This is a genomic window from Ketobacter sp. GenoA1 (assembly GCF_003671475.1).
Lineage (GTDB): Bacteria > Pseudomonadota > Gammaproteobacteria > Pseudomonadales > Ketobacteraceae > Ketobacter.
Genome location: NZ_RCHM01000023.1, coordinates 286,254 through 304,118 on the forward strand (window position 1 = coordinate 286,254; position 17,865 = coordinate 304,118).

A 17,865-nucleotide genomic window follows, 5' to 3' on the forward strand; every position below is an offset into this window, starting at 1 on the left:
AGATGTGGTCAATGGTGTTGGGGCTCCCTGTTGGAATTCTTATTGCGGTACTGATATTGCCGGTGTATCCGCCGGGCTTCGGCGCTTATGCGTTGATTGTATTGCTATTGTCGCTGGCGGCCGCCGTTGTATGCCTGCGCTATGGATACCCGGCCTTGCGGGCGCTGCGGCAGATTTCGGTGCTGCTGGCGGCATGCCTGGCGGGCGTTGGGCTAGGCACCTTTGTCGAGCAGAGACTGAACCCCTGGGGGCTGCAACCGGGTACCACCTATTACCTGACCGGGACCGTGTCGGGTGTTCCAAAATGGGGCAAGTACAGTCGTCGTTATTGGTTGGAAACTGAGTGCGTCGGCACCCGCGCCGACCGTTGTGATGTATTCCAGAATTTCCTCACCCTGCTGTGGCCCGTGGTGGTTGAGTTGACGGTTTCCAACCCCAAGGTGGAGCTGCAACCAGGGCAAACAGTACGCATCCAGGTCCAGGCCAGGTCATCACGCCAGGACGCCAGTCCGGCGCAATTTAATGTGGCGCGCTGGTTGCGGACGAACCATGTGGTGGCTCGGGTCAAACTGGCCAAATCCAGCCCGGTGGCTGTGTTGAGCGAGCCGCTGGTTTCCGTTGATCGCTTGCGGGCCGATCTCAATCGTTACCTGGCGACGCGGCCGTCACTGCAAGGGGCGGGCGGGTCATCAGGGTTGTCCCCCTATCCGGTGCTGTTGGCGCTGGTGACCGGCGACAGGGCGTTGATGGAAGATCGGCACTGGTATGTTTTCAATCGCACCGGTACCACTCATCTGGTGGCCATATCCGGTCTTCACGTTGGGTTGGTGGCAGCTTTTGTCACTCTGGTGACTTTGCCCCTGTTTCGCCGCTGGCGCTGGTTAACGGCCCGTTACCCGGCCAGCCACGGAGCTTTGATTCTCGCCTGGGGCGCTGCTTTGTACTACACCGCACTTGCCGGGTTTGCGCTGCCCACCCAGCGGGCGCTGATCATGCTCAGTGTGTTTGTGCTGTTGAAGCTGACCGGCAAAGCCCGGCAACTCTGGTTTGGTCTGGCGCTGGCATTTTGCCTGGTACTGGTTTGGGATCCCGTGGCCTGCCTGAGTCTGGGATTCTGGCTTTCCTTTGTGGCGGTTTATTTAATCCTGTGGCTGATTGGCGGGAGCGTTGACAAGCCGTCCATCGCCCGGCAGTGGACAACAGTGCAATTAGGTTTGTTTGTGGGGTTGGCGCCGGTTTTACTCTGGTCGGTACACTCGGTTTCCCTGGTGTCTGCGGGCACCAATATCATTGCCATTCCGGTCATCGGCTTTGTGGTGGTACCGCTGACACTGATCTGGGCTTCCCTGTGGACGGTGTGCCCGGATCAGGTTCAGTTTCTGTTGCAGGCGGTGGCAGTGATAACGGATGGTTTGCTTTGGCTGCTGGAGATGATGGCATCGGGGCATTATAGCGTTTGGTCTGTGGGGCAGCGTGGCTTTGGCAGTTTGTTACTGGCTTTGCTGGGGGTGTTGTGGCTGGTGAGTGCCGGTCTGCCCGGCCGGATCTGGGGGTGGTTGTTGATGTTGCCGCTGCTGTTGCCCCAGGTCCAGGGTACCGGGCTCTATGTGATGGGGTCGGGAGTGGCGCGTTTGCTGGTTCATGATGAAGAACGAGTGTGGTCCATATCGGACTCCCATTGGCCGCAGCCGGTGGCGCGCTGGCAATCCTCGCTGTTGCAACACTGGGGTATCGGATGGGTGCAGGGTGGTTTGGGCTATCACAACAGTGCGGCCCTGTGGTTAGCCCCAGGGCCGGTGATCACCGAGTTCACCCTCAGGGTTGATGGGATTGGTTCGCGTCATTTGTCCACGGCTACCTATCACAACCCCTGTGAAAAGGCGCACTGGCGAATCGGCGACACAGAGTTTCAGCGTTACTCGGCAGAGAGTTATCCCGCTCAGTGCGCGGTAGGGTTTGAATTTAATCACAAGCGGTGGTTGTATTGGCCCGTGCAAGGGGTGCGAGCCCAGTTGGCGATACAGGAGCAACTGGCCGGTGAACAATTTGATATGTTGCTGCTGATGCCGGGAAGAGGGCGATCCACCTTGCCCGGTTTACTGACTTTGCTGACCCCGGATGCCCGACTCATCACCATGAAAGCCTTGTCCGCTAATGACCAGGAAGCAGTGGAGGCATCAGGCATTCCGGTTCATGTTGTTAAGGCTCATGGCTATTACCATGAGCCCCTCCCTTGAGCCGTATAATGCGCTTCATCGGTGTCCATAATTGGATCAAAATGAGATCCAGGCAGCGCCCGCGCTGCGAAAAACTGGTACAGTGTGCTAGAGTAAAAAACAGTTATAAAATAGGAGATTACAGCGCGTGCGAGTGCTAGATGTGATTTTGTCCGGTGGGGTAGTGATGTACCCCATTATTTTGTGCTCTATTCTGGCGTTGGCCATTATTGTTGAGCGGCTGTGGGCCCTGCGAGTGAATAAAATCAGCCCCCGTAACCTGATCGCGCAGGTTTGGGGATGGGTCAAGAACGGTAAAATGGATGGCAAGAAAGTCAAGGAGCTGAGGGATTCCTCACCCCTGGGGCGGGTGTTGGCTACCGGGCTTATCAATGCCAAGCATGGCCGCGATATCATGAAAGAAGCCATTGTCGATACGGCCACCCATGAGATTCATGAGATGGGGCGTTTTCTGAATTTGTTGGGTTCCATTGCGGCCGTGGCGCCTTTGCTGGGTTTGCTGGGCACCGTCATCGGCATGATCAAGGTGTTTAACGCCATCGTGCTGGAAGGTGCCGGTAATGCCGCCATTCTGGCCGGGGGGATTTCAGAAGCCCTCTATACCACAGCAGCGGGCCTGGTGGTGGCGATTCCCGCGTTGTTCTTTCATCGTTTCTTCAGTCGCCGTATTGATGAGATCGCCGTGTTGATGGAACAGGATGCCGTCAAACTGGTGGACGTGATCCATGGTGATCGTGAGGCAGAAACCGCGGAAGGTGACAAAAAGTGAAGTTTCAACGTCAGCCGGTAGAAGAGGTAAATGTCAATCTCACCCCTTTGATTGATATTGTTTTTTTGCTACTGATTTTTTTCATGGTGTCCACCACGTTTACCCGGGAGCGGGAATTGACGGTGGAACTGCCTGAAGCGGTGGGTGAATCCAGCGCAGAGACCCCTCAGTATATTGAGATTGAAGTCAGTCAGGATGGTGAATATGCGGTCAATCAGCAGCGGCTGGTGAATCGCAACAGAGAGACGTTGATCAAGGCGTTGAAGGCAGAAGCCGATGGCGATTTTGATATTCCCCTGATAATTACCGCGGATGCCAATGCCACCCATCAGGCGGTGATGACGGCCATGGATGTGTCGGGCGAACTGGGTTTTACCAAACTCAGGCTAACCGCGCAGCAACCGGAGCAATAACCGCTCCGGTTGCCATGACAGTGTTGCACCGTTTCTTCAATTCCATCTGGTATCAACCCAATGCTTTAGCCTGGTTGTTCTGGCCACTGGCTTGCGTGTTCGGGTGCCTGGTTCAGCACCGGCGCCGACAGTATCTTGGTGGTAAAAAAGCGGCCTTTCATCCTGCAGTGCCGGTCATCGTGGTTGGCAATATCAGTGTGGGTGGTACCGGTAAAACGCCGGTGAGCATCTGGCTGCTGGAAGAGTTGAAGCGGCGAGGGCTGCGACCGGGACTGGTCAGCCGTGGTTATGGCGGTAAAGCGCCTTCCTATCCTTATCTGGTGTCGGAGACGGATGAAGCCTCAGTAACCGGAGACGAACCGCTGATGATTCACCTGCGTACCGGCGTGCCCGTAGTGGTGGACCCGGATCGTTCAAGTGCGGTGCGCTATCTGCTACGAGAATGCGATGTGGACGTCATCATCAGCGATGATGGTCTGCAACATTATCCCCTGGCCAGAACCGTGGAGTTGGCGATTGTTGATGGCAGCCGGGGTTTCGGTAACGGCAAGCTGATGCCCATGGGGCCGTTACGGGAGCCTGTGGCGCGTCTGCAAACTGTCGATGCCATCGTCGTAAACGGGGGCCTCGATCATACTCTTGGACAGAACTTACAGATACCGGCGGATAAGTGCTTCGACATGACGTTGCAGCCTGATGCCTGGCGGCCATTGCACACTCGCGCCGGGGATGATGCCCAACCCTGGCGCGGCGATGAATGCCATCTGCCGGTGCATGCCCTGGCAGGAATCGGTCATCCCCAGCGTTTCTTTCAGACGCTGGATCAACTGCAGATTCCACACCAGCCCCATCCTTTCCCGGACCATCATGATTACACTGAACTGGATGTGGAGGCATTTGAAAGCGGCTGGGTGCTGACCACGGAAAAAGATGCGGTCAAATTGCGTAAATTCGCGCAATTAAAAGGGGCTTACCTACCGATGAATGCCCGGGTTCAGCCGGGATTGATCGATGTTATAATAGCCCGACTCGACGATTTTGACCGTCACCATCGCCATTTGTATTGAGAAATCCATGACAGAGTATCGCGTCATTATTCCCGCCCGCTATGCCTCCACCCGGCTGCCGGGCAAACCGTTGCTGGATATTGCCGGCAAACCGATGATTCAACGAGTGTATGAGCAGGCGAGCCGCAGTGGTGCCGCAGAGGTGATCATTGCCACCGATGATAGCCGCATTGAGGAAGCCGCCAGGGGCTTTGGCGCCAGGGTGGTCATGACCCGGGAAGATCATGAATCAGGCACGGATCGCTTACAGGAAGTGGTGACCGCCTTATCGTTACCCGATGAGGCCATTGTTGTGAATGTACAAGGGGATGAGCCTCTGATTCCTCCGCAGGTGATCGACCAGGTGGCACGGAATCTGGCACAGTCAACGGCTGGCATATCGACTCTGAGTGAACCGCTGGATGACATCACCACAGTGTTCGATCCCAACGCTGTGAAAGTGGTGGCGGATGCCGCTGGCTATGCCCTGTATTTCAGCCGGGCGCCGATTCCTTTCAGCCGCGAAACCTATAACGTGGCGAATAATACTGGCGCACTGCCCCCGCACATGTCGGTACAACGCCATATTGGTATTTATGGTTATCGCGTCAGTTTGTTGCACGACTTTGTGCGCTGGGGTTCCTGCGCGCTGGAGAAAACCGAATGCCTGGAACAGCTTCGTGCCATGTGGCATGGCGTAAAAATTCATGTGGAGCAGGCTGCTGTCACACCGCCGGCTGGCGTGGATACCCAGGCGGATCTGGACCGGGTGAGGGCGCACTTCAAAACCTGATGAAGGTACCATAGTGAAGAAAGTACTGTTTGTCTGTCTGGGTAATATCTGCCGCTCACCCACTGCGGAGGCGGTGTTTCGGGTCAAAGTGAAAGCAATGGGGTTGCAGGGCCAAGTGCTGCACGATTCCTGTGGTACCGCAGGCTATCATGTGGGCGAGGCGCCCGATCGCCGGGCGACCCAGGCCGCGCAAAAGCGGGGTTATGCCATGGCCGATTTGCGCGGACGCCAGGTAAGTGATGCCGACTTCCAAGAGTATGATCTTATCCTGGCCATGGATCGTGCTAACTATGCCGAGTTGAAACGGCGCAGCCCAACGCGGTTCCACAGCAAAATCCAGTTATTTCTCAAGTACGGATCGTCCGACGAACGGGAAGTGCCGGACCCTTATTACGGTGGCGATGAAGGTTTCGATCATGTGCTTGACCTGGTGGAAGACGCCTGTGAGGGGTTGCTGCAGCGCCTCCGGGATGAGCCCTGATCGTGTCAATAACCATCGCACAGGATTATTCCTTACGCCCTTTTAATACCCTGGCGGTGGCGGCCCGCGCGGCCCATTTCTGCAAGGTGCAGTCGGTGCTTGAGTTGCAACAGGTACTGGCGCAAAACACCGATCCCTTATTGATCCTGGGCGGCGGCAGTAACCTGGTGCTGACCGGCGATTTTCCTGGCCTGGTTATTCTCAACCGGATTCCAGGGATTGAAATGCTTGAGCAAACAGCGGATCAGGTGTTGATACGGGTGGGTGCGGGCGAGATCTGGGATCATCTGGTCGAGACCTGTGTGGCGCGGGGATGGTTTGGCCTGGAAAACCTAAGCTGGATTCCGGGCTCGGTAGGGGCGGCACCGATTCAGAATATTGGAGCCTACGGGGTTGAGCTTAAGGATGTTGTGGAATGTGTGGAAACCCTGTGTCTGGAGGATTTGCTGCCCCGCACATTCAGTGCCCGGCAATGCCGGTTCGGTTATCGCGACAGCGTGTTCAAACGCAGTGAACAAGGCCGCCACATTATTACCCACGTGCAGTTGCGATTATCCAGGCAGCCATCGCTGCATCTGGATTATGGAGAGATTCGTCGCTGTGCCGAGCAGTGGGGTTATGACATCGCGCAACTGACTCCGTTGGATGTGCGTCAGATTATCATCAGAATACGTTCTGCAAAGTTACCTGATCCGGCAACGGCACCCAATGTCGGCAGCTTTTTCAAGAATCCGTTGGTCGGTGCGGCTGATTTTGAGCGTATCAAAGCGGATGCGCCCGGTGTGGTGGCCTATCCCCAGGCGGATGGTACGTTGAAACTGGCCGCGGGTTGGTTGATCGACCAATTGGGCTGGAAAGGGCGCCGCCAGGGATGCGCTCGTGTGCACGATCGCCAGGCTCTGGTGCTGATTAATGAAGGCAGCAGCAGTCACGACCTGTTAGAACTGGCCGGAAACATACAGCAGGCAGTGCTGCAGCGATGGGGTATCGAGCTGGAAATTGAGCCCAGTGTTGTATAACTAAAAAAAGGGCCTGCCCCGATGACGGGGCAGACCCTTTTCCTAAGAGCGGCACTATCTAATGCTCAAATCTATCTAATGCTCAACTCTAACCTTCTTTCTTTGCTGCTTCTGCGGCCTTTGCCGCTTTAGCTGCTTCCTGGCGGCGGCGGATTTCCCTGGGGTCATTGGACGCCCGTTGGCCGGGTTGCTCTGCCGGCTGATCTGCCTTGGGTGCAGGCTTTTCAGTGGCGGGTTTGCTGGCAACGGGATTGGCCGCTGCGGGCTTGGTTTCCGCTGCTTTGGGCTCAGGCGCTGGTACCACCTTAGCCTGTTGCTTCTCCGGTGCATTAGGAGCAGCCTGTGGCTCGGGTTTGGCCGCCGCTTTGGGCGGCTCCGCCTTGGCTGCAGGTGCGGCCGGTGCCGGCGATTTGCCTTGGGCTGGTTCCGCGGGAGCCTTGTTCGGCTCCGGACGGTTGTTGCTGGCAGCCGGTTTGGCCTCCGCTACAGTAGGCTTCGGGGCCTGGGGTTTGGCTGCTTCGGATGTTGGCGCTGCCGGTTCAGTTCGGTTGGGTTTTTCAACCGTGTTTTTATCAGCAGTACCTTTATGGGCAGCAGCCTTCTCAGCAGCGCCTTTCTCAGCGGCGCCTTTATCCACAGCGCTTTTGTCATCGGTGCCTTTCTCAGCAGCCTCAGCAGCGACCGGCTTGCCTGCGGCCTCAGCAGCGGGCTTGACCTGATTTTCCGCTGGCGCTGGTTTTGCCGGCTGGGAAGCAGAAGCCGTCTTTTCCTGGCCCTGGTCAGTACCGTCACGCTTGTCTTTGGCAACCTCCTGCGGTTTGGTTGAACCTTTTTCCGCCGGAGCAGGTTTGGTTTCCCCCGCAGCAGGTGCCGGTTGGTTACCATTACCTTGTTCGGGCGCTGGATTCTTATCCCGGTCGGTAGACTGCGCTTTACTCTGACGACGACGGCGGTTATCACTGGGATTGCGGCGGCGGCCACGGCGGGCATTGCCAGAATCCTGATTGTCACCGCTGTTGTCGTCCGATTTTTGCTTGTTTTCCGGCTTTTGGTCGCGATTATCCGGTTGGTCTTTCTTCTGGTTACGACCACGGCCGCCGCGACCCTGTTTCGGTTCCCGGTTCTGGTTATCCTTGCCGGACTCTTTACCGGAATCCTTGCCGGCTTCCTTATCTGTCTGGTCCTTACGCTTGTTGCGTGGCTCCCGGGTGTCATCCTTGCCCTGCTTTTCGTCCCGGCGGTTGCGATTACCACCGCGCGGGTTACGATTACCGCCACGCTGGTCGCGATTGCTGCGCTGGTTGCGATTATTGGCTTGGCCGCGCTTGGGTTGTTGCTGGGTGGTTTCCTGTTCTTCATTACTGCTGAACAACTGGATGAACCAGGCAAACAAGCGTGAGAAAAAGCTCGGATCCTTCTTGACGATAGGTGTCGGCGCAGGGGTGTTGGGCTGAATCATCTGAACCGCAGCCTGCTCCTGGCGATGAATGGGGCTTTCGCCCGGTGCCAGCAGGGTTTCTTCCACTTCATCGGCGGCATCAATCAGATCGTAGCTGGTGGTGCCTTCGCCTTCCACCTGGTCGTTGCGGAAACGAGACACTTCAAAGTGGGGCGTTTCCAGGTTGGGGCTGGGCAAAACCAGAACCCGAACCTTGTTGCGGCCTTCAATTTCGACAATATTGTCACGCTTTTCGTTCAGCAGGTATGTGGCAACGTTGACCGGTACCTTGGCGTGGATTTCGCTGCTGTTTTCCTTCAGCGCCTCTTCTTCGATCAGGCGCATGATGTTCAGCGACAGGGAATGCAGGTCACGGATAAAGCCTACGCCACTGCAGCGAGGGCAGATATGCCCGCTGGTTTCGCCCAGAGAGGGGCGCAGACGCTGACGGGACAATTCCATCAGACCAAAGCGAGAAATTCTTCCCACTTGCACCCGGGCCCGATCCAGCTCCAGCGCGTCGCGCATGCGATTTTCGACTTCGCGCTGATTGCGGTTGGCATTCATGTCGATGAAGTCCACAACGATCAGACCACCGATATCCCGCAACCGCAACTGGCGCGCAATCTCATCCGCGGCCTCCAGGTTCGTCATCAGTGCGGTTTCTTCGATGTCAGCACCCTTGGTGGCTTTGGAGGAGTTGATGTCGATGGACACCAGTGCTTCCGTTGGATCAATAACAATGGAACCACCGGATGGCAGCTTCACTTCGCGCTCAAATGCCGTTTCAATCTGGGATTCAATCTGGTAGCGATTGAACAGGGGAATGTTATCGGTATAGAGCTTGATCTTACTTTCGTATTGCGGCATTACCTGACGCACGAACGTCAGCGCCTCCTGATGAACCTCTGCTGTGTCGATCAGAACTTCACCGATATCCTGGCGCAGGTAATCCCGCACCGCCCGTATGATCACATTGCTCTCTTGATAGATCAGGAACGGGGCCGGGCGCTTGTCGGAGGCTTCAGTGATCGAACTCCACAGGGTCAGCAGGTAATCCAGATCCCACTGCAGTTCTTCCACGCTGCGGCCAATACCGGCCGTGCGAATGATGACACCCATGTCCTGAGGAATATTCAGGGCATTCATCACTTCCCGCAGCGCGGCACGATCATCGCCATCGATACGCCGGGAAATGCCACCGGCACGGGGGTTATTTGGCATCAATACCAGGTAACGGCCCGCCAGGCTGATAAACGTGGAAAGGGCGGCACCCTTGTTGCCACGTTCTTCTTTGCCCACTTGCAGGATGACTTCCTGGCCTTCCTTGATCACATCCTTGATGGTGAATCGGCCCTGAATGTCTTTGGGGTTTTTAACAAAGTATTCACGGGAGATTTCTTTCAACGGCAGGAAGCCGTGACGTTCCGAGCCGAAATCCACAAATGCGGCTTCCAGGCTGGGTTCAATACGGGTGATGCGACCTTTATAAATATTGGATTTTTTTTGTTCGCGGGTACGGTGTTCGATATCCAGATCGTATAAACGCTGTCCATCGACCAAGGCAACACGCAACTCTTCTGAGTGTGTTGCGTTAATCAACATTCTTTTCATGCAGGTGTGTATCCAGCAATAAATGCGTACAACAGCGGTATAAAACACGGATTACGGGCGGGAAGTGAGGTATCAACCGATCTGAGCAACCTCGCTGCAGATCAGCGGCCTGACCCATCATAATGGCAGGCAACTGTGACAACGCGGAGTCTGACTTAATGCGTCGTAGCACACACTGTCCGGCTTGAACTACTGTTGCATTCAAGACCGGTTAATTCACTTTTCACCGGGGCGGTTTGCGCTCTGTTAGCGGGTCGCCCTTTATCTGGCCATGATGCTCGATTTTTGATCGCACTGTGTGAAATCGTCTGTGCGATGGACTGATGGAGCGTTTCAAATCAGGCCGCGATAAATAATCTAGTCTTTATAATCACTGTTAAACGCGTGTTTAACATTCACGTGCTCCATACTGACTTTTGGTCAAACGGATGCAACGTACCTATTTTCTTTCTTTCATTTGCGCTTGCTTGCCGGCCCGCTTGGCGCACCGGTTTGCATTGCTGATTTTTTGCTCACTGTGCGTTTTGGAACGTTGGTCTGGCACGTATCGGCACAAGTTAGTGGTTCCGCCGCACAGTGTTGCCGTATGGGGCGTCGCCCGACTCTACAGCGATTATCGTTTGGTGGGGTCAGTATTCAGGCCTGAGCGCTGACAGTACTGAAACATCCACGTCGGATAATGTTAACGTGCCGCAAGTTCAGTTCGCGCTTGTCGTACGTCAGTCATGCAGCGTACGTTGAGCAGAAGTGTTGCGGCTGTTGGGCCTCTGGCAGCGGATATAGCAGGATAATTAGGTGATCGCCGCAATTCTGGGTAGAATATGCAGCCCTTGGATTCCTGGCTTTGACTGGCAGGGCGGTTCAGGGAAACCCCTGATAATGCCTTGCCTGCCGCTTTCGTAGGCTCACCGCAATATAGCAGGAATTGTTAACCTCATCAAACAGATAGCTTTAAGTCCTTGATTCTTCATGAGCAGTAATGATAAGCGCCCCTCGGTAGCCATGGTCACGGTTACCGAAGACCAATTTGGTCAAAGGCTCGATAATTTCCTGATGACCCGCCTGAAAGGTGTACCAAAATCAGCGATTTATCGCATGATTCGCAAGGGAGAGGTGCGTGTGAACAAGGGGCGCACCAAGCCTGATTACAAGCTGCAGCAAGGGGATCTGGTGCGGGTACCGCCGGCGCGAACCAAAGAGGTGTCCGCTAGTACGCCTTTTGTGGGAGATAGCTTGAAAAGCCAGCTTGAAAGCGCCATTTTGTATGAAGACGATGGATTAATCGTGCTCAACAAGCCCAGCGGCCTGGCCGTGCATGGCGGCAGCGGGGTCAGCCTGGGTGTGATTGAGGCACTGCGGCAGATACGGCCGGGGCAGCGTTTTCTGGAGCTGGTGCACCGGCTGGACCGGGATACCTCCGGCTGTTTAATGGTGGCGAAAAAGCGAAGTGTCCTGAAAAAACTGCATGAGGATCTGCGGCTCGGCGCAATGCAGAAAACCTATCTGGCCCTGCTCTGGGGGCGCTGGAGCGGGCTGGAGCATCGAATCGAGGCACCGTTGCGCAAGTTTCATTTGGCGTCAGGAGAGAGGGTGGTCCGGGTTTCGGCCGATGGCAAGCCGTCCCTGACCCTGTTTCGCCAGCTGGAACTGTACGAACAGGCCACACTGGTCGAAGCCCGGCCGATCACCGGCCGCACCCATCAAATCCGGGTGCACGCCCAGCATGCCGGTCACCCCATTGCCGGGGATGACAAGTATCTGCATCGTGAGCAGGCGGTCTATTTCGAAGAGAGGGGGCTCAAACGGCTGTTTTTGCATGCCGCCAGTCTAGAATTGCAGGATTTGGACGGCAATTCCCGTTTGTTTGAAGCTCCTTTGCCGCCGGAACTGAGCACCTTTCTGAGCAGGTTGTAATGGCATGTCTGAATATAAACTGATTGTATTTGATTGGGATGGCACACTCATGAACTCGCTGTCCCGTATCGCCGCCTGCATGCAGGCGGCGGCCCGGGATCTTGCGATCGACCCCGCTACTGAACTGCAGGTGCATGAGATAGTGGGGCTGGCGCTGGATCTGGCGATTCAGCGCTTGCACCCGGCCCTGGGAGTGGAACAGATTCAAGCCATGCGCCAGCGTTATTCCCATCATTATATTGAGGCAGAGGCCAATCCCAGTCCATTTTATGACGGTATTCCACAGATGCTCAGCAGCCTGAGTGACCGTGGTACGTTGCTCAGTGTCGCCACCGGTAAGAGCCGCAAGGGCTTGTCACGGGTGTTCAATGCCCACGGTGTGGGGGAGCTGTTTCACAGTTCACGCTGTGCCGACGAAACCCGTTCCAAGCCGGAGCCCGATATGTTGCTGGAGATTCTGGAGATGCATGAACTGGCGCCCCGTGACGCGGTCATGGTGGGGGATACGGAATTTGATCTGGAGATGGCCAGTCGCGCCGGTGTGGATGCGGTTGGCGTTACCTGGGGTGCCCATGATATAAATCGGCTCCAACGCCATAACCCGAAAATATGCGTGGACAGTGTGGATCAGTTATCCCGCTGGCTACACCAGGCAGTGTAAGGAAAGAGAATACATGACTGAAAATCAGAACAGTAACAGTAATTATCAGCGCAATGACCGGGGTCGCTTTAACCGGCCCCGTTCCAGTAAAGAGTGGAAGCTGATTGAAAAAATGGTGATGTCGTCCCAGGATGAGCATCGCAAGGCACGGCGCTGGGGCATCTTTTTCAAATCCCTGACCTTTGTGTATTTGTTTGTCATGCTGATGATCTTCAATCCCGGTATGTGGGATTCCGGCACTGTTACCGCCAGCGAGCCCCACGTAGGCCTGGTGGATCTTAAGGGTATGATCATGGACGATTCTGAAGCCAGCGCCGACCGCCTGGTATCCGGCCTGCGTGACGCGTTTGAGGCAGAGCATTCCAAAGGGGTGATTCTGCGTGTCAACAGTCCCGGCGGCAGCCCGGTGCAGTCCGGTCTGGTGTATCGGGAAGTACAGCGTTTGAAACAATTGCACCCGGAAAAGAAGGTGTATGCGGTCATCACGGATATCGGTGCGTCCGGAGCTTACTACATCTCAGCCTCAGCCGATGAGATCTACGCCGACCCCGCCAGCCTGGTGGGCTCCATTGGCGTCGTCAGTGACGGTTTTGGTTTTGTCGGTGTAATGGAGAAGCTGGGTGTTGAGCGCCGGGTATATACCTCCGGCACCAATAAAGCCATGCTGGATCCGTTCCAGCCGGAGGACCCCAAGCAGAAGGAATTTTTCTCCAGCATTCTGTCTGATGTGCATCAGCAGTTCATTGATGCGGTGAAAGAAGGTCGTGGTGATCGGATCAAGGATGATGATATTGTGTTTTCCGGATTGTTCTGGTCCGGGCGCCAGGCATTGGAGTTGGGGCTGGTGGATGGCCTTGCCAGTCCGGGCCAGGTGGCACGGGAAATTATCGGGCAGGAAGAAATCGTCGATTATACCCCCCGTGTCAGCCCGTTGCAGGCGTTTACCAGCCGCCTGGGCGTATCGATGGCGGACCGGTTAATGGCCACTCTGGGCATCGGTACCATCTCGTTGAAATAACCCGCCAGCAAAAGGGCGCCCTGTCGGCGCCCTTTGCTTGCTCATGATTGTTGGTTGCAATAAATCTCAGCTCACGTTCAGCAACCGATTGATTATGGTATCCACCGTGCTTTGCATGGTGTGGTATTCCACAAACACAACGCCGTTTTCATCGTTGCGCGTTGGCAGCCAACTTAATCGCATCAACATGAAGCCGTGTACGCAGGCAATAAAATCTGCAGCGCTGAGCTTGTTGCCTTCTCCGCAATGGCGGTCGATCAGGTTCTGCACCCGGGTGTGCATATCGTTGATTTCTGAAGGCAGTCCGAAGTTCTGATTGACTGCGGCGCGATGATTCAGCGGGTCATAACCCAGCGGTACCGATTGATCGCGAAGAATCAGGCGAAAGTAAGCAGGGTGGTCACCAAGAAATGCCAACATGTCCTGGGCGCCTTTCTTCAGTGTTTCAATGGGAGATTCACCTGGTTTGGCAACATAAAGCAAAGTCATGCCTTTGCTGATGCGGCTGCCCATTGCCGCCAGTATGTCTTCTCGCCCGCTGAAGTGTGCGTACACAGAAGGCAGTTTGATACCGATTTTGTCGGCAACATCCTGCAGCTTCAAATGTTCGATACCATGTAACGCAGCCAACGCTTCTGCTTCGTCGATAATCTTTTCTTTCGTGTTTCTGCGTCTTGGTTTGTTGATCTGAATATCATCGGCCATCAGTTTTTCGCCTCTATCACAGGGTGCGCGACATACAGCTCGCACACGCCGTAGCACCTAACAATATAAGTGTAGACGCCCGCTGAAATTTGTTCAGAAATTGGCAAAAAAAATTACGGAATTTGTATACCCTGATTTCTAAGCAAATCAGCTAATTTTATTAGGGGTAAGCCAATCAATGCGTTAGGATCATCTCCTTCCAGTTTGCGGAATAAGCTAATTCCCAGACCTTCTGATTTAAAGCTACCAGCGCAGTTAAATGGCGCCTCTTTGTCCAGATAGCGGTTAATTTCATCGTCCTTCAGATGGCGGAAGTGAACATGAAAGGGCTCAACCACTAATTCACTTCGGTGAGTACTGGCATCATAGAGGCAGAGGCTGGTAAAAAACGTGACCGTGTTTCCACTGCTGGCCTTCAGTTGCAGAAAGGCCTGTTGTTGATTACCGGGTTTGCCGTTGATCTTGTCATTCAGCACTGATACCTGATCGCTGGCAATGATCAGCGCACTGGGAAAATGCGCTGCAACCGCTTTTGCCTTGGCAATGGCCAGGCGGCCGACCAGGTCTTTGGGTGTTTCTCCCGCATGGGGGGTTTCGTCAATATCGGGTGAGCAGGTCTCGAATTCCGGTATCAGTTTGCGCAATAATTCTTTGCGAAAAGGGGAGCTGGAACCCAGCACGATCTGTTTCACTGTTTTCTCCGAAAAGCGGTCAGAAGATCAAATGGTTAGCGGCGGGCGCTCGGTTAAGCTAAGAGACTTAGGCGGGCTTGCCTTGTGTGCCCGGGCGGCGGTCATGATCTCATAGCCAAAATGCCTGATCCAGTTGAAAAAAAGCCTGTTAAAGCCTTTGACAGAGTACGGCCTTGACCCTAGAATTGCGCGCTTATGTTTGAGCACCCACTGCCATTAACGATTAAACCGGTCAAACTTGCCCGCCAGGAAGGCAAGCTCAGCGGGTTTATGCCGTTGCAGCAGCTGACCACTCTGGCAGCCGATTGTGTTTCAGAAGAAGGGCGGGTCGAAGCCGATCTGCAACTCAGAATGGAGCAGTCCCGGCCGGAAATACACGGTACGGCCAATGCAGAAGTGAAGTTGGTGTGCCAGCGTTGCCTGGAACCGGTGGCAGTGAAAGTGGATGTGAGTATTGCTCTTGGTTTTGTCCAGGACGAAGCCCAGATCGCCCAACTGCCGGAAAGCCTTGAGCCGTTCATGCTCGAGGAAGAGGAAGTTCCTCTGGCGGAGCTGCTCGAGCAGGAACTGATTTTGGCGCTGCCCATCGTTGCTTACCATGATACCTGTGAACCGTATCCGTACGCAGGCAAGGAAGAAGCCGAGGCTGCGGTGGCAGATGAAAAGCCCAACCCTTTTGCTGTGCTGGAACAGCTAAAGGACAGTTTGAAAAAATCCGATAAGTAATAGTTGTAACGTTAGTCAGGAGCATACAATGGCAGTTCAACAGAACCGTAAAACCCGATCCAAGCGTGGCATGCGCCGTTCTCATGACAGCCTGCCCGGCCAAACTCTGTCTGAAGACGTAACCACCGGTGAAACTCACCGTCGTCACCACGTAACACCAGACGGTTTTTATCGTGGTCGTCAGGTTATCGCCAGTAAAGACGACGAGTAAGTAAGCCAAGCCGTCTGCATGGTTACCCTTGCGGTTGACGCAATGGGCGGGGACTTCGGTCCCGATGTGACAGTACCCGCAGTTCTGCGTGCTCTTTCTGAGCAGCAGGATTTGCGGGTTTTGTTGTTTGGCAATAAAAATACGATTCAATCCCTGTTGGGGCCTCGCAATGTCGATCGTTTGGTGGTACGCCACACGGAGCAGGATATCGGCATGTCAGAATCCCCTGCCATCGCCTTGCGCACCAAAAAACAATCCTCCATGGCGCTCATGTTGCAAGCTGTCCGTGATGGTGATGCCGACGGTTGTGTCAGTGCCGGCAATACCGGAGCACTGATGGTGTTAAGCCGCCATATTCTGAAAACCACCGAATCCATTGATCGGCCCGCCATTATTTCCGCATTGCCGCGGGAAGACGGTAAGCACACCTTTGTGTTGGACCTGGGCGCCAATGTGGGGTGTGATTCGGAGCAGTTGTATCAGTTCGCGGTGATGGGACAGGCCGTTGCTCAGGTGCTTGACGACACCCGGCAGCCATCCGTTGCCTTGCTCAATATCGGCAGCGAAGAGATAAAAGGCAATGATCAGGTGAGGGCAGCCAACGATCTGCTGCGGGAGGACACCGGGTTGAATTATATCGGCTACGTGGAAGGATCGGATTTGTTCCGGGCCAAAGCCGATGTGGTGGTCTGCGACGGTTTCGTTGGAAATGTGGCGTTGAAAACCATTGAGGGACTGGCACGGTATGTGATGTCGGAAGTGCGCAGGGAATTCAGGCAAAACTGGTGGAGCCGGTTGCTTGGGCTGTTGGTGTTACCGTTGTGGAAAAAAGTGGAAGAGCGCATCAATCCCAGTGGTTATAATGGCGCAGCGTTTGTGGGGTTAAGGGGCGTAGTGGTAAAAAGCCACGGCAATGCGGACGCCTATGAATTCAATCAGGCCATTCTGTCAGCCAGGCAGTATGTGGATAAAAATCTACCGCAGAAAATAGAGAATCTGTTGAGCTGACGTTGCTAAATTTTGTTACTTTTCCGGCAAGCAGCCTTTGCTTATGCCGGGTATGATTGGGAAAATCTGCCAGTACAGGGATCGCCAAACTGCACTTCGCCGCTGGCAGTTAAACTGGCAGTTAAAGTAAGGTACACAAGGTATTTCATGAATAAAGAACTCGCATTTGTCTTCCCCGGACAAGGATCTCAATCCGTTGGTATGATGGCGGATCTCAACCAAGCCCACCCAGAGGTTAAGCAGACGTTTGACGAGGCCTCCGAAACCTTTGGCCAGGACATGTGGTCACTGGCGCAAAATGGTCCGGAGCAGCACCTGGCCCAGACCGAAATCACCCAGCCCATTATGTTTGTTGCCGGCGTTGCCGCCTGGCGGGCCTGGTCGGCGACTACCGATATCCAGCCTGCGTTGATGGCGGGACACAGTCTGGGGGAATACAGTGCCTATGTTTCAGCGGGTGCCATCAGCCTTGAAGAGGGTGTCAGGCTGGTCAAGCGTCGCGGTGAACTGATGCGCGATGCCTGTCCGGGTGGGCAGGGAAAAATGGCAGCCATCCTGGGCCTGGATGACGATAAGGCCATTTCTGTGTGCGCGGATGCCGAACAGGGCCAAGTGGTTCAGGCAGTAAACTTTAATTCCCCCGGGCAGGTGGTGATTGCAGGTCATGCGGAGGCGGTGGATCGGGCCATTGCTCTGGCAAAAGAGGCGGGCGCCAAAAAAGCCATGCCCCTGGCGGTGAGTGTGCCGTGTCATTCGGATCTGATGAGGCCGGCGGCTGAATCGCTGGCCGAGCAATTGCGGGCCACCAACATCCAAGCACCGTCCATTCCGGTGGTGAACAATATTGATGCAGAGATTGAGCTGGACCCTGCCAAGATCCGTGACAAGTTGATCGCCCAGCTGTACAGTCCGGTGCTTTGGGTTGCATCGGTCAACACCATGGCTGCAGCCGGGATTACCTCCCTGGTGGAATGCGGCCCGGGTAAGGTTTTGTGTGGTATGAGTAAGCGTATCGTGCGTGGTATGAACGTATCCACATTACAGGATCAAGCCGGCTTTGACGCCACTTTGGCGGCACTGACGGAATAAAAAACGACAACAATGAGAAAAGGAGCGCGAA

The 17,865-nt window shown here is 55.0% G+C and carries 17 protein-coding genes; 14 read left to right on the top strand and 3 right to left on the bottom strand.

All coding sequences use genetic code 11. The features are described 5' to 3' along the window. Positions 1-2: 2 nt before the first annotated feature. The 7 genes from D9N13_RS09840 to murB all read left to right on the top strand — a co-directional run bounded on the left by D9N13_RS09840 (position 3) and on the right by murB (position 6,758). A complete protein-coding gene (locus D9N13_RS09840) occupies positions 3-2,237 on the top strand; it encodes a ComEC/Rec2 family competence protein (RefSeq protein ID WP_290588819.1) in 2,235 nt (744 codons plus the stop codon). Between the two features lie 133 nt (positions 2,238-2,370). Then, a complete protein-coding gene (locus D9N13_RS09845; protein WP_290589831.1) occupies positions 2,371-3,006 on the top strand; it encodes a MotA/TolQ/ExbB proton channel family protein in 636 nt (211 codons plus the stop codon). Continuing rightward, positions 3,003-3,419: an ExbD/TolR family protein gene (locus tag D9N13_RS09850; RefSeq protein WP_290588822.1), complete on the top strand. Its 417-nt coding sequence runs from the start codon at positions 3,003-3,005 to the stop codon at positions 3,417-3,419. The genes D9N13_RS09845 and D9N13_RS09850 overlap by 4 nt, the downstream gene beginning before the upstream one ends. Positions 3,420-3,433: 14 nt before the next feature. Next, entirely contained in the window at positions 3,434-4,486 is a 1,053-nt protein-coding gene (lpxK, locus tag D9N13_RS09855) for a tetraacyldisaccharide 4'-kinase (RefSeq protein ID WP_290588825.1), read from the top strand. A gap of 7 nt (positions 4,487-4,493) precedes the next feature. Then, positions 4,494-5,258, top strand: a complete 765-nt coding sequence (kdsB, locus tag D9N13_RS09860) for a 3-deoxy-manno-octulosonate cytidylyltransferase (RefSeq protein WP_290588828.1) — start codon at positions 4,494-4,496, stop codon at positions 5,256-5,258. 13 nt (positions 5,259-5,271) lie between these two features. Then, positions 5,272-5,739 carry a low molecular weight protein-tyrosine-phosphatase gene (locus D9N13_RS09865; protein WP_290588831.1) on the top strand — a complete coding sequence of 156 codons (468 nt, stop codon included), beginning with the start codon at positions 5,272-5,274 and terminating at the stop codon, positions 5,737-5,739. Positions 5,740-5,741: 2 nt separating this feature from the next. Next, positions 5,742-6,758 carry a UDP-N-acetylmuramate dehydrogenase gene (gene murB, locus D9N13_RS09870; protein WP_290588834.1) on the top strand — a complete coding sequence of 339 codons (1,017 nt, stop codon included), beginning with the start codon at positions 5,742-5,744 and terminating at the stop codon, positions 6,756-6,758. Between the two features lie 88 nt (positions 6,759-6,846). On the opposite strand, the gene rne is transcribed toward murB, so the two are convergent. Continuing rightward, entirely contained in the window at positions 6,847-9,810 is a 2,964-nt protein-coding gene (rne, locus tag D9N13_RS09875) for a ribonuclease E (protein ID WP_290588836.1), read from the bottom strand. 969 nt (positions 9,811-10,779) lie between these two features. On the opposite strand from rne, the gene rluC reads away from it, so the two are divergent. From rluC to D9N13_RS09890, 3 genes are read left to right on the top strand one after another with little or no spacing between them, the layout of a single operon-like run. Further along, positions 10,780-11,724: a 23S rRNA pseudouridine(955/2504/2580) synthase RluC gene (gene rluC, locus D9N13_RS09880; protein WP_290588839.1), complete on the top strand. Its 945-nt coding sequence runs from the start codon at positions 10,780-10,782 to the stop codon at positions 11,722-11,724. A 4-nt stretch (positions 11,725-11,728) separates the two neighbouring features. After that, positions 11,729-12,385, top strand: coding sequence for an HAD family hydrolase (locus D9N13_RS09885; RefSeq protein WP_290588842.1), 657 nt, complete (start codon positions 11,729-11,731; stop codon positions 12,383-12,385). 13 nt (positions 12,386-12,398) lie between these two features. Then, positions 12,399-13,403 (top strand): S49 family peptidase, encoded by a 1,005-nt coding sequence (locus D9N13_RS09890; RefSeq protein ID WP_290588845.1) that lies wholly within the window; start codon positions 12,399-12,401, stop codon positions 13,401-13,403. Between the two features lie 66 nt (positions 13,404-13,469). On the opposite strand, the gene D9N13_RS09895 is transcribed toward D9N13_RS09890, so the two are convergent. Continuing rightward, positions 13,470-14,108 (bottom strand): TetR/AcrR family transcriptional regulator, encoded by a 639-nt coding sequence (locus D9N13_RS09895; RefSeq protein ID WP_290588847.1) that lies wholly within the window; start codon positions 14,106-14,108, stop codon positions 13,470-13,472. A gap of 113 nt (positions 14,109-14,221) precedes the next feature. Continuing rightward, positions 14,222-14,800, bottom strand: a complete 579-nt coding sequence (locus D9N13_RS09900; protein ID WP_290588849.1) for a Maf family protein — start codon at positions 14,798-14,800, stop codon at positions 14,222-14,224. A 195-nt stretch (positions 14,801-14,995) separates the two neighbouring features. Here D9N13_RS09900 and D9N13_RS09905 point away from each other — a divergent pair, with 195 nt between their 5' ends. From D9N13_RS09905 to fabD, 4 genes are all read left to right on the top strand, one after another. After that, the gene (locus tag D9N13_RS09905) at positions 14,996-15,526 is read left to right on the top strand and encodes a YceD family protein (protein WP_290588852.1); all 531 of its coding nucleotides are present in this window, start codon (positions 14,996-14,998) and stop codon (positions 15,524-15,526) included. A gap of 28 nt (positions 15,527-15,554) precedes the next feature. Then, the gene (gene rpmF, locus D9N13_RS09910; protein WP_290588855.1) at positions 15,555-15,737 is read left to right on the top strand and encodes a 50S ribosomal protein L32; all 183 of its coding nucleotides are present in this window, start codon (positions 15,555-15,557) and stop codon (positions 15,735-15,737) included. 18 nt (positions 15,738-15,755) lie between these two features. Next, positions 15,756-16,745 carry a phosphate acyltransferase PlsX gene (gene plsX / locus D9N13_RS09915; protein WP_290588858.1) on the top strand — a complete coding sequence of 330 codons (990 nt, stop codon included), beginning with the start codon at positions 15,756-15,758 and terminating at the stop codon, positions 16,743-16,745. 147 nt (positions 16,746-16,892) lie between these two features. Continuing rightward, a complete protein-coding gene (gene fabD / locus D9N13_RS09920) occupies positions 16,893-17,834 on the top strand; it encodes an ACP S-malonyltransferase (RefSeq protein WP_290588861.1) in 942 nt (313 codons plus the stop codon). Positions 17,835-17,865 lie beyond the last annotated feature (31 nt).

Bases quoted from the DNA above. Each gene is read 5' to 3' on its own strand.
- D9N13_RS09840 (WP_290588819.1), top strand. From the start codon at position 3: ATGTGGTCAATGGTGTTGGGGCTCCCTGTTGGAATTCTTATTGCGGTA.
- lpxK (WP_290588825.1), top strand. From the start codon at position 3,434: ATGACAGTGTTGCACCGTTTCTTCAATTCCATCTGGTATCAACCCAAT.
- kdsB (WP_290588828.1), top strand. From the start codon at position 4,494: ATGACAGAGTATCGCGTCATTATTCCCGCCCGCTATGCCTCCACCCGG.
- rne (WP_290588836.1), bottom strand. From the start codon at position 9,810: ATGAAAAGAATGTTGATTAACGCAACACACTCAGAAGAGTTGCGTGTT.
- rluC (WP_290588839.1), top strand. From the start codon at position 10,780: ATGAGCAGTAATGATAAGCGCCCCTCGGTAGCCATGGTCACGGTTACC.
- D9N13_RS09885 (WP_290588842.1), top strand. From the start codon at position 11,729: ATGTCTGAATATAAACTGATTGTATTTGATTGGGATGGCACACTCATG.
- D9N13_RS09890 (WP_290588845.1), top strand. From the start codon at position 12,399: ATGACTGAAAATCAGAACAGTAACAGTAATTATCAGCGCAATGACCGG.
- D9N13_RS09895 (WP_290588847.1), bottom strand. From the start codon at position 14,108: ATGGCCGATGATATTCAGATCAACAAACCAAGACGCAGAAACACGAAA.
- D9N13_RS09905 (WP_290588852.1), top strand. From the start codon at position 14,996: ATGTTTGAGCACCCACTGCCATTAACGATTAAACCGGTCAAACTTGCC.
- rpmF (WP_290588855.1), top strand. From the start codon at position 15,555: ATGGCAGTTCAACAGAACCGTAAAACCCGATCCAAGCGTGGCATGCGC.
- plsX (WP_290588858.1), top strand. From the start codon at position 15,756: ATGGTTACCCTTGCGGTTGACGCAATGGGCGGGGACTTCGGTCCCGAT.
- fabD (WP_290588861.1), top strand. From the start codon at position 16,893: ATGAATAAAGAACTCGCATTTGTCTTCCCCGGACAAGGATCTCAATCC.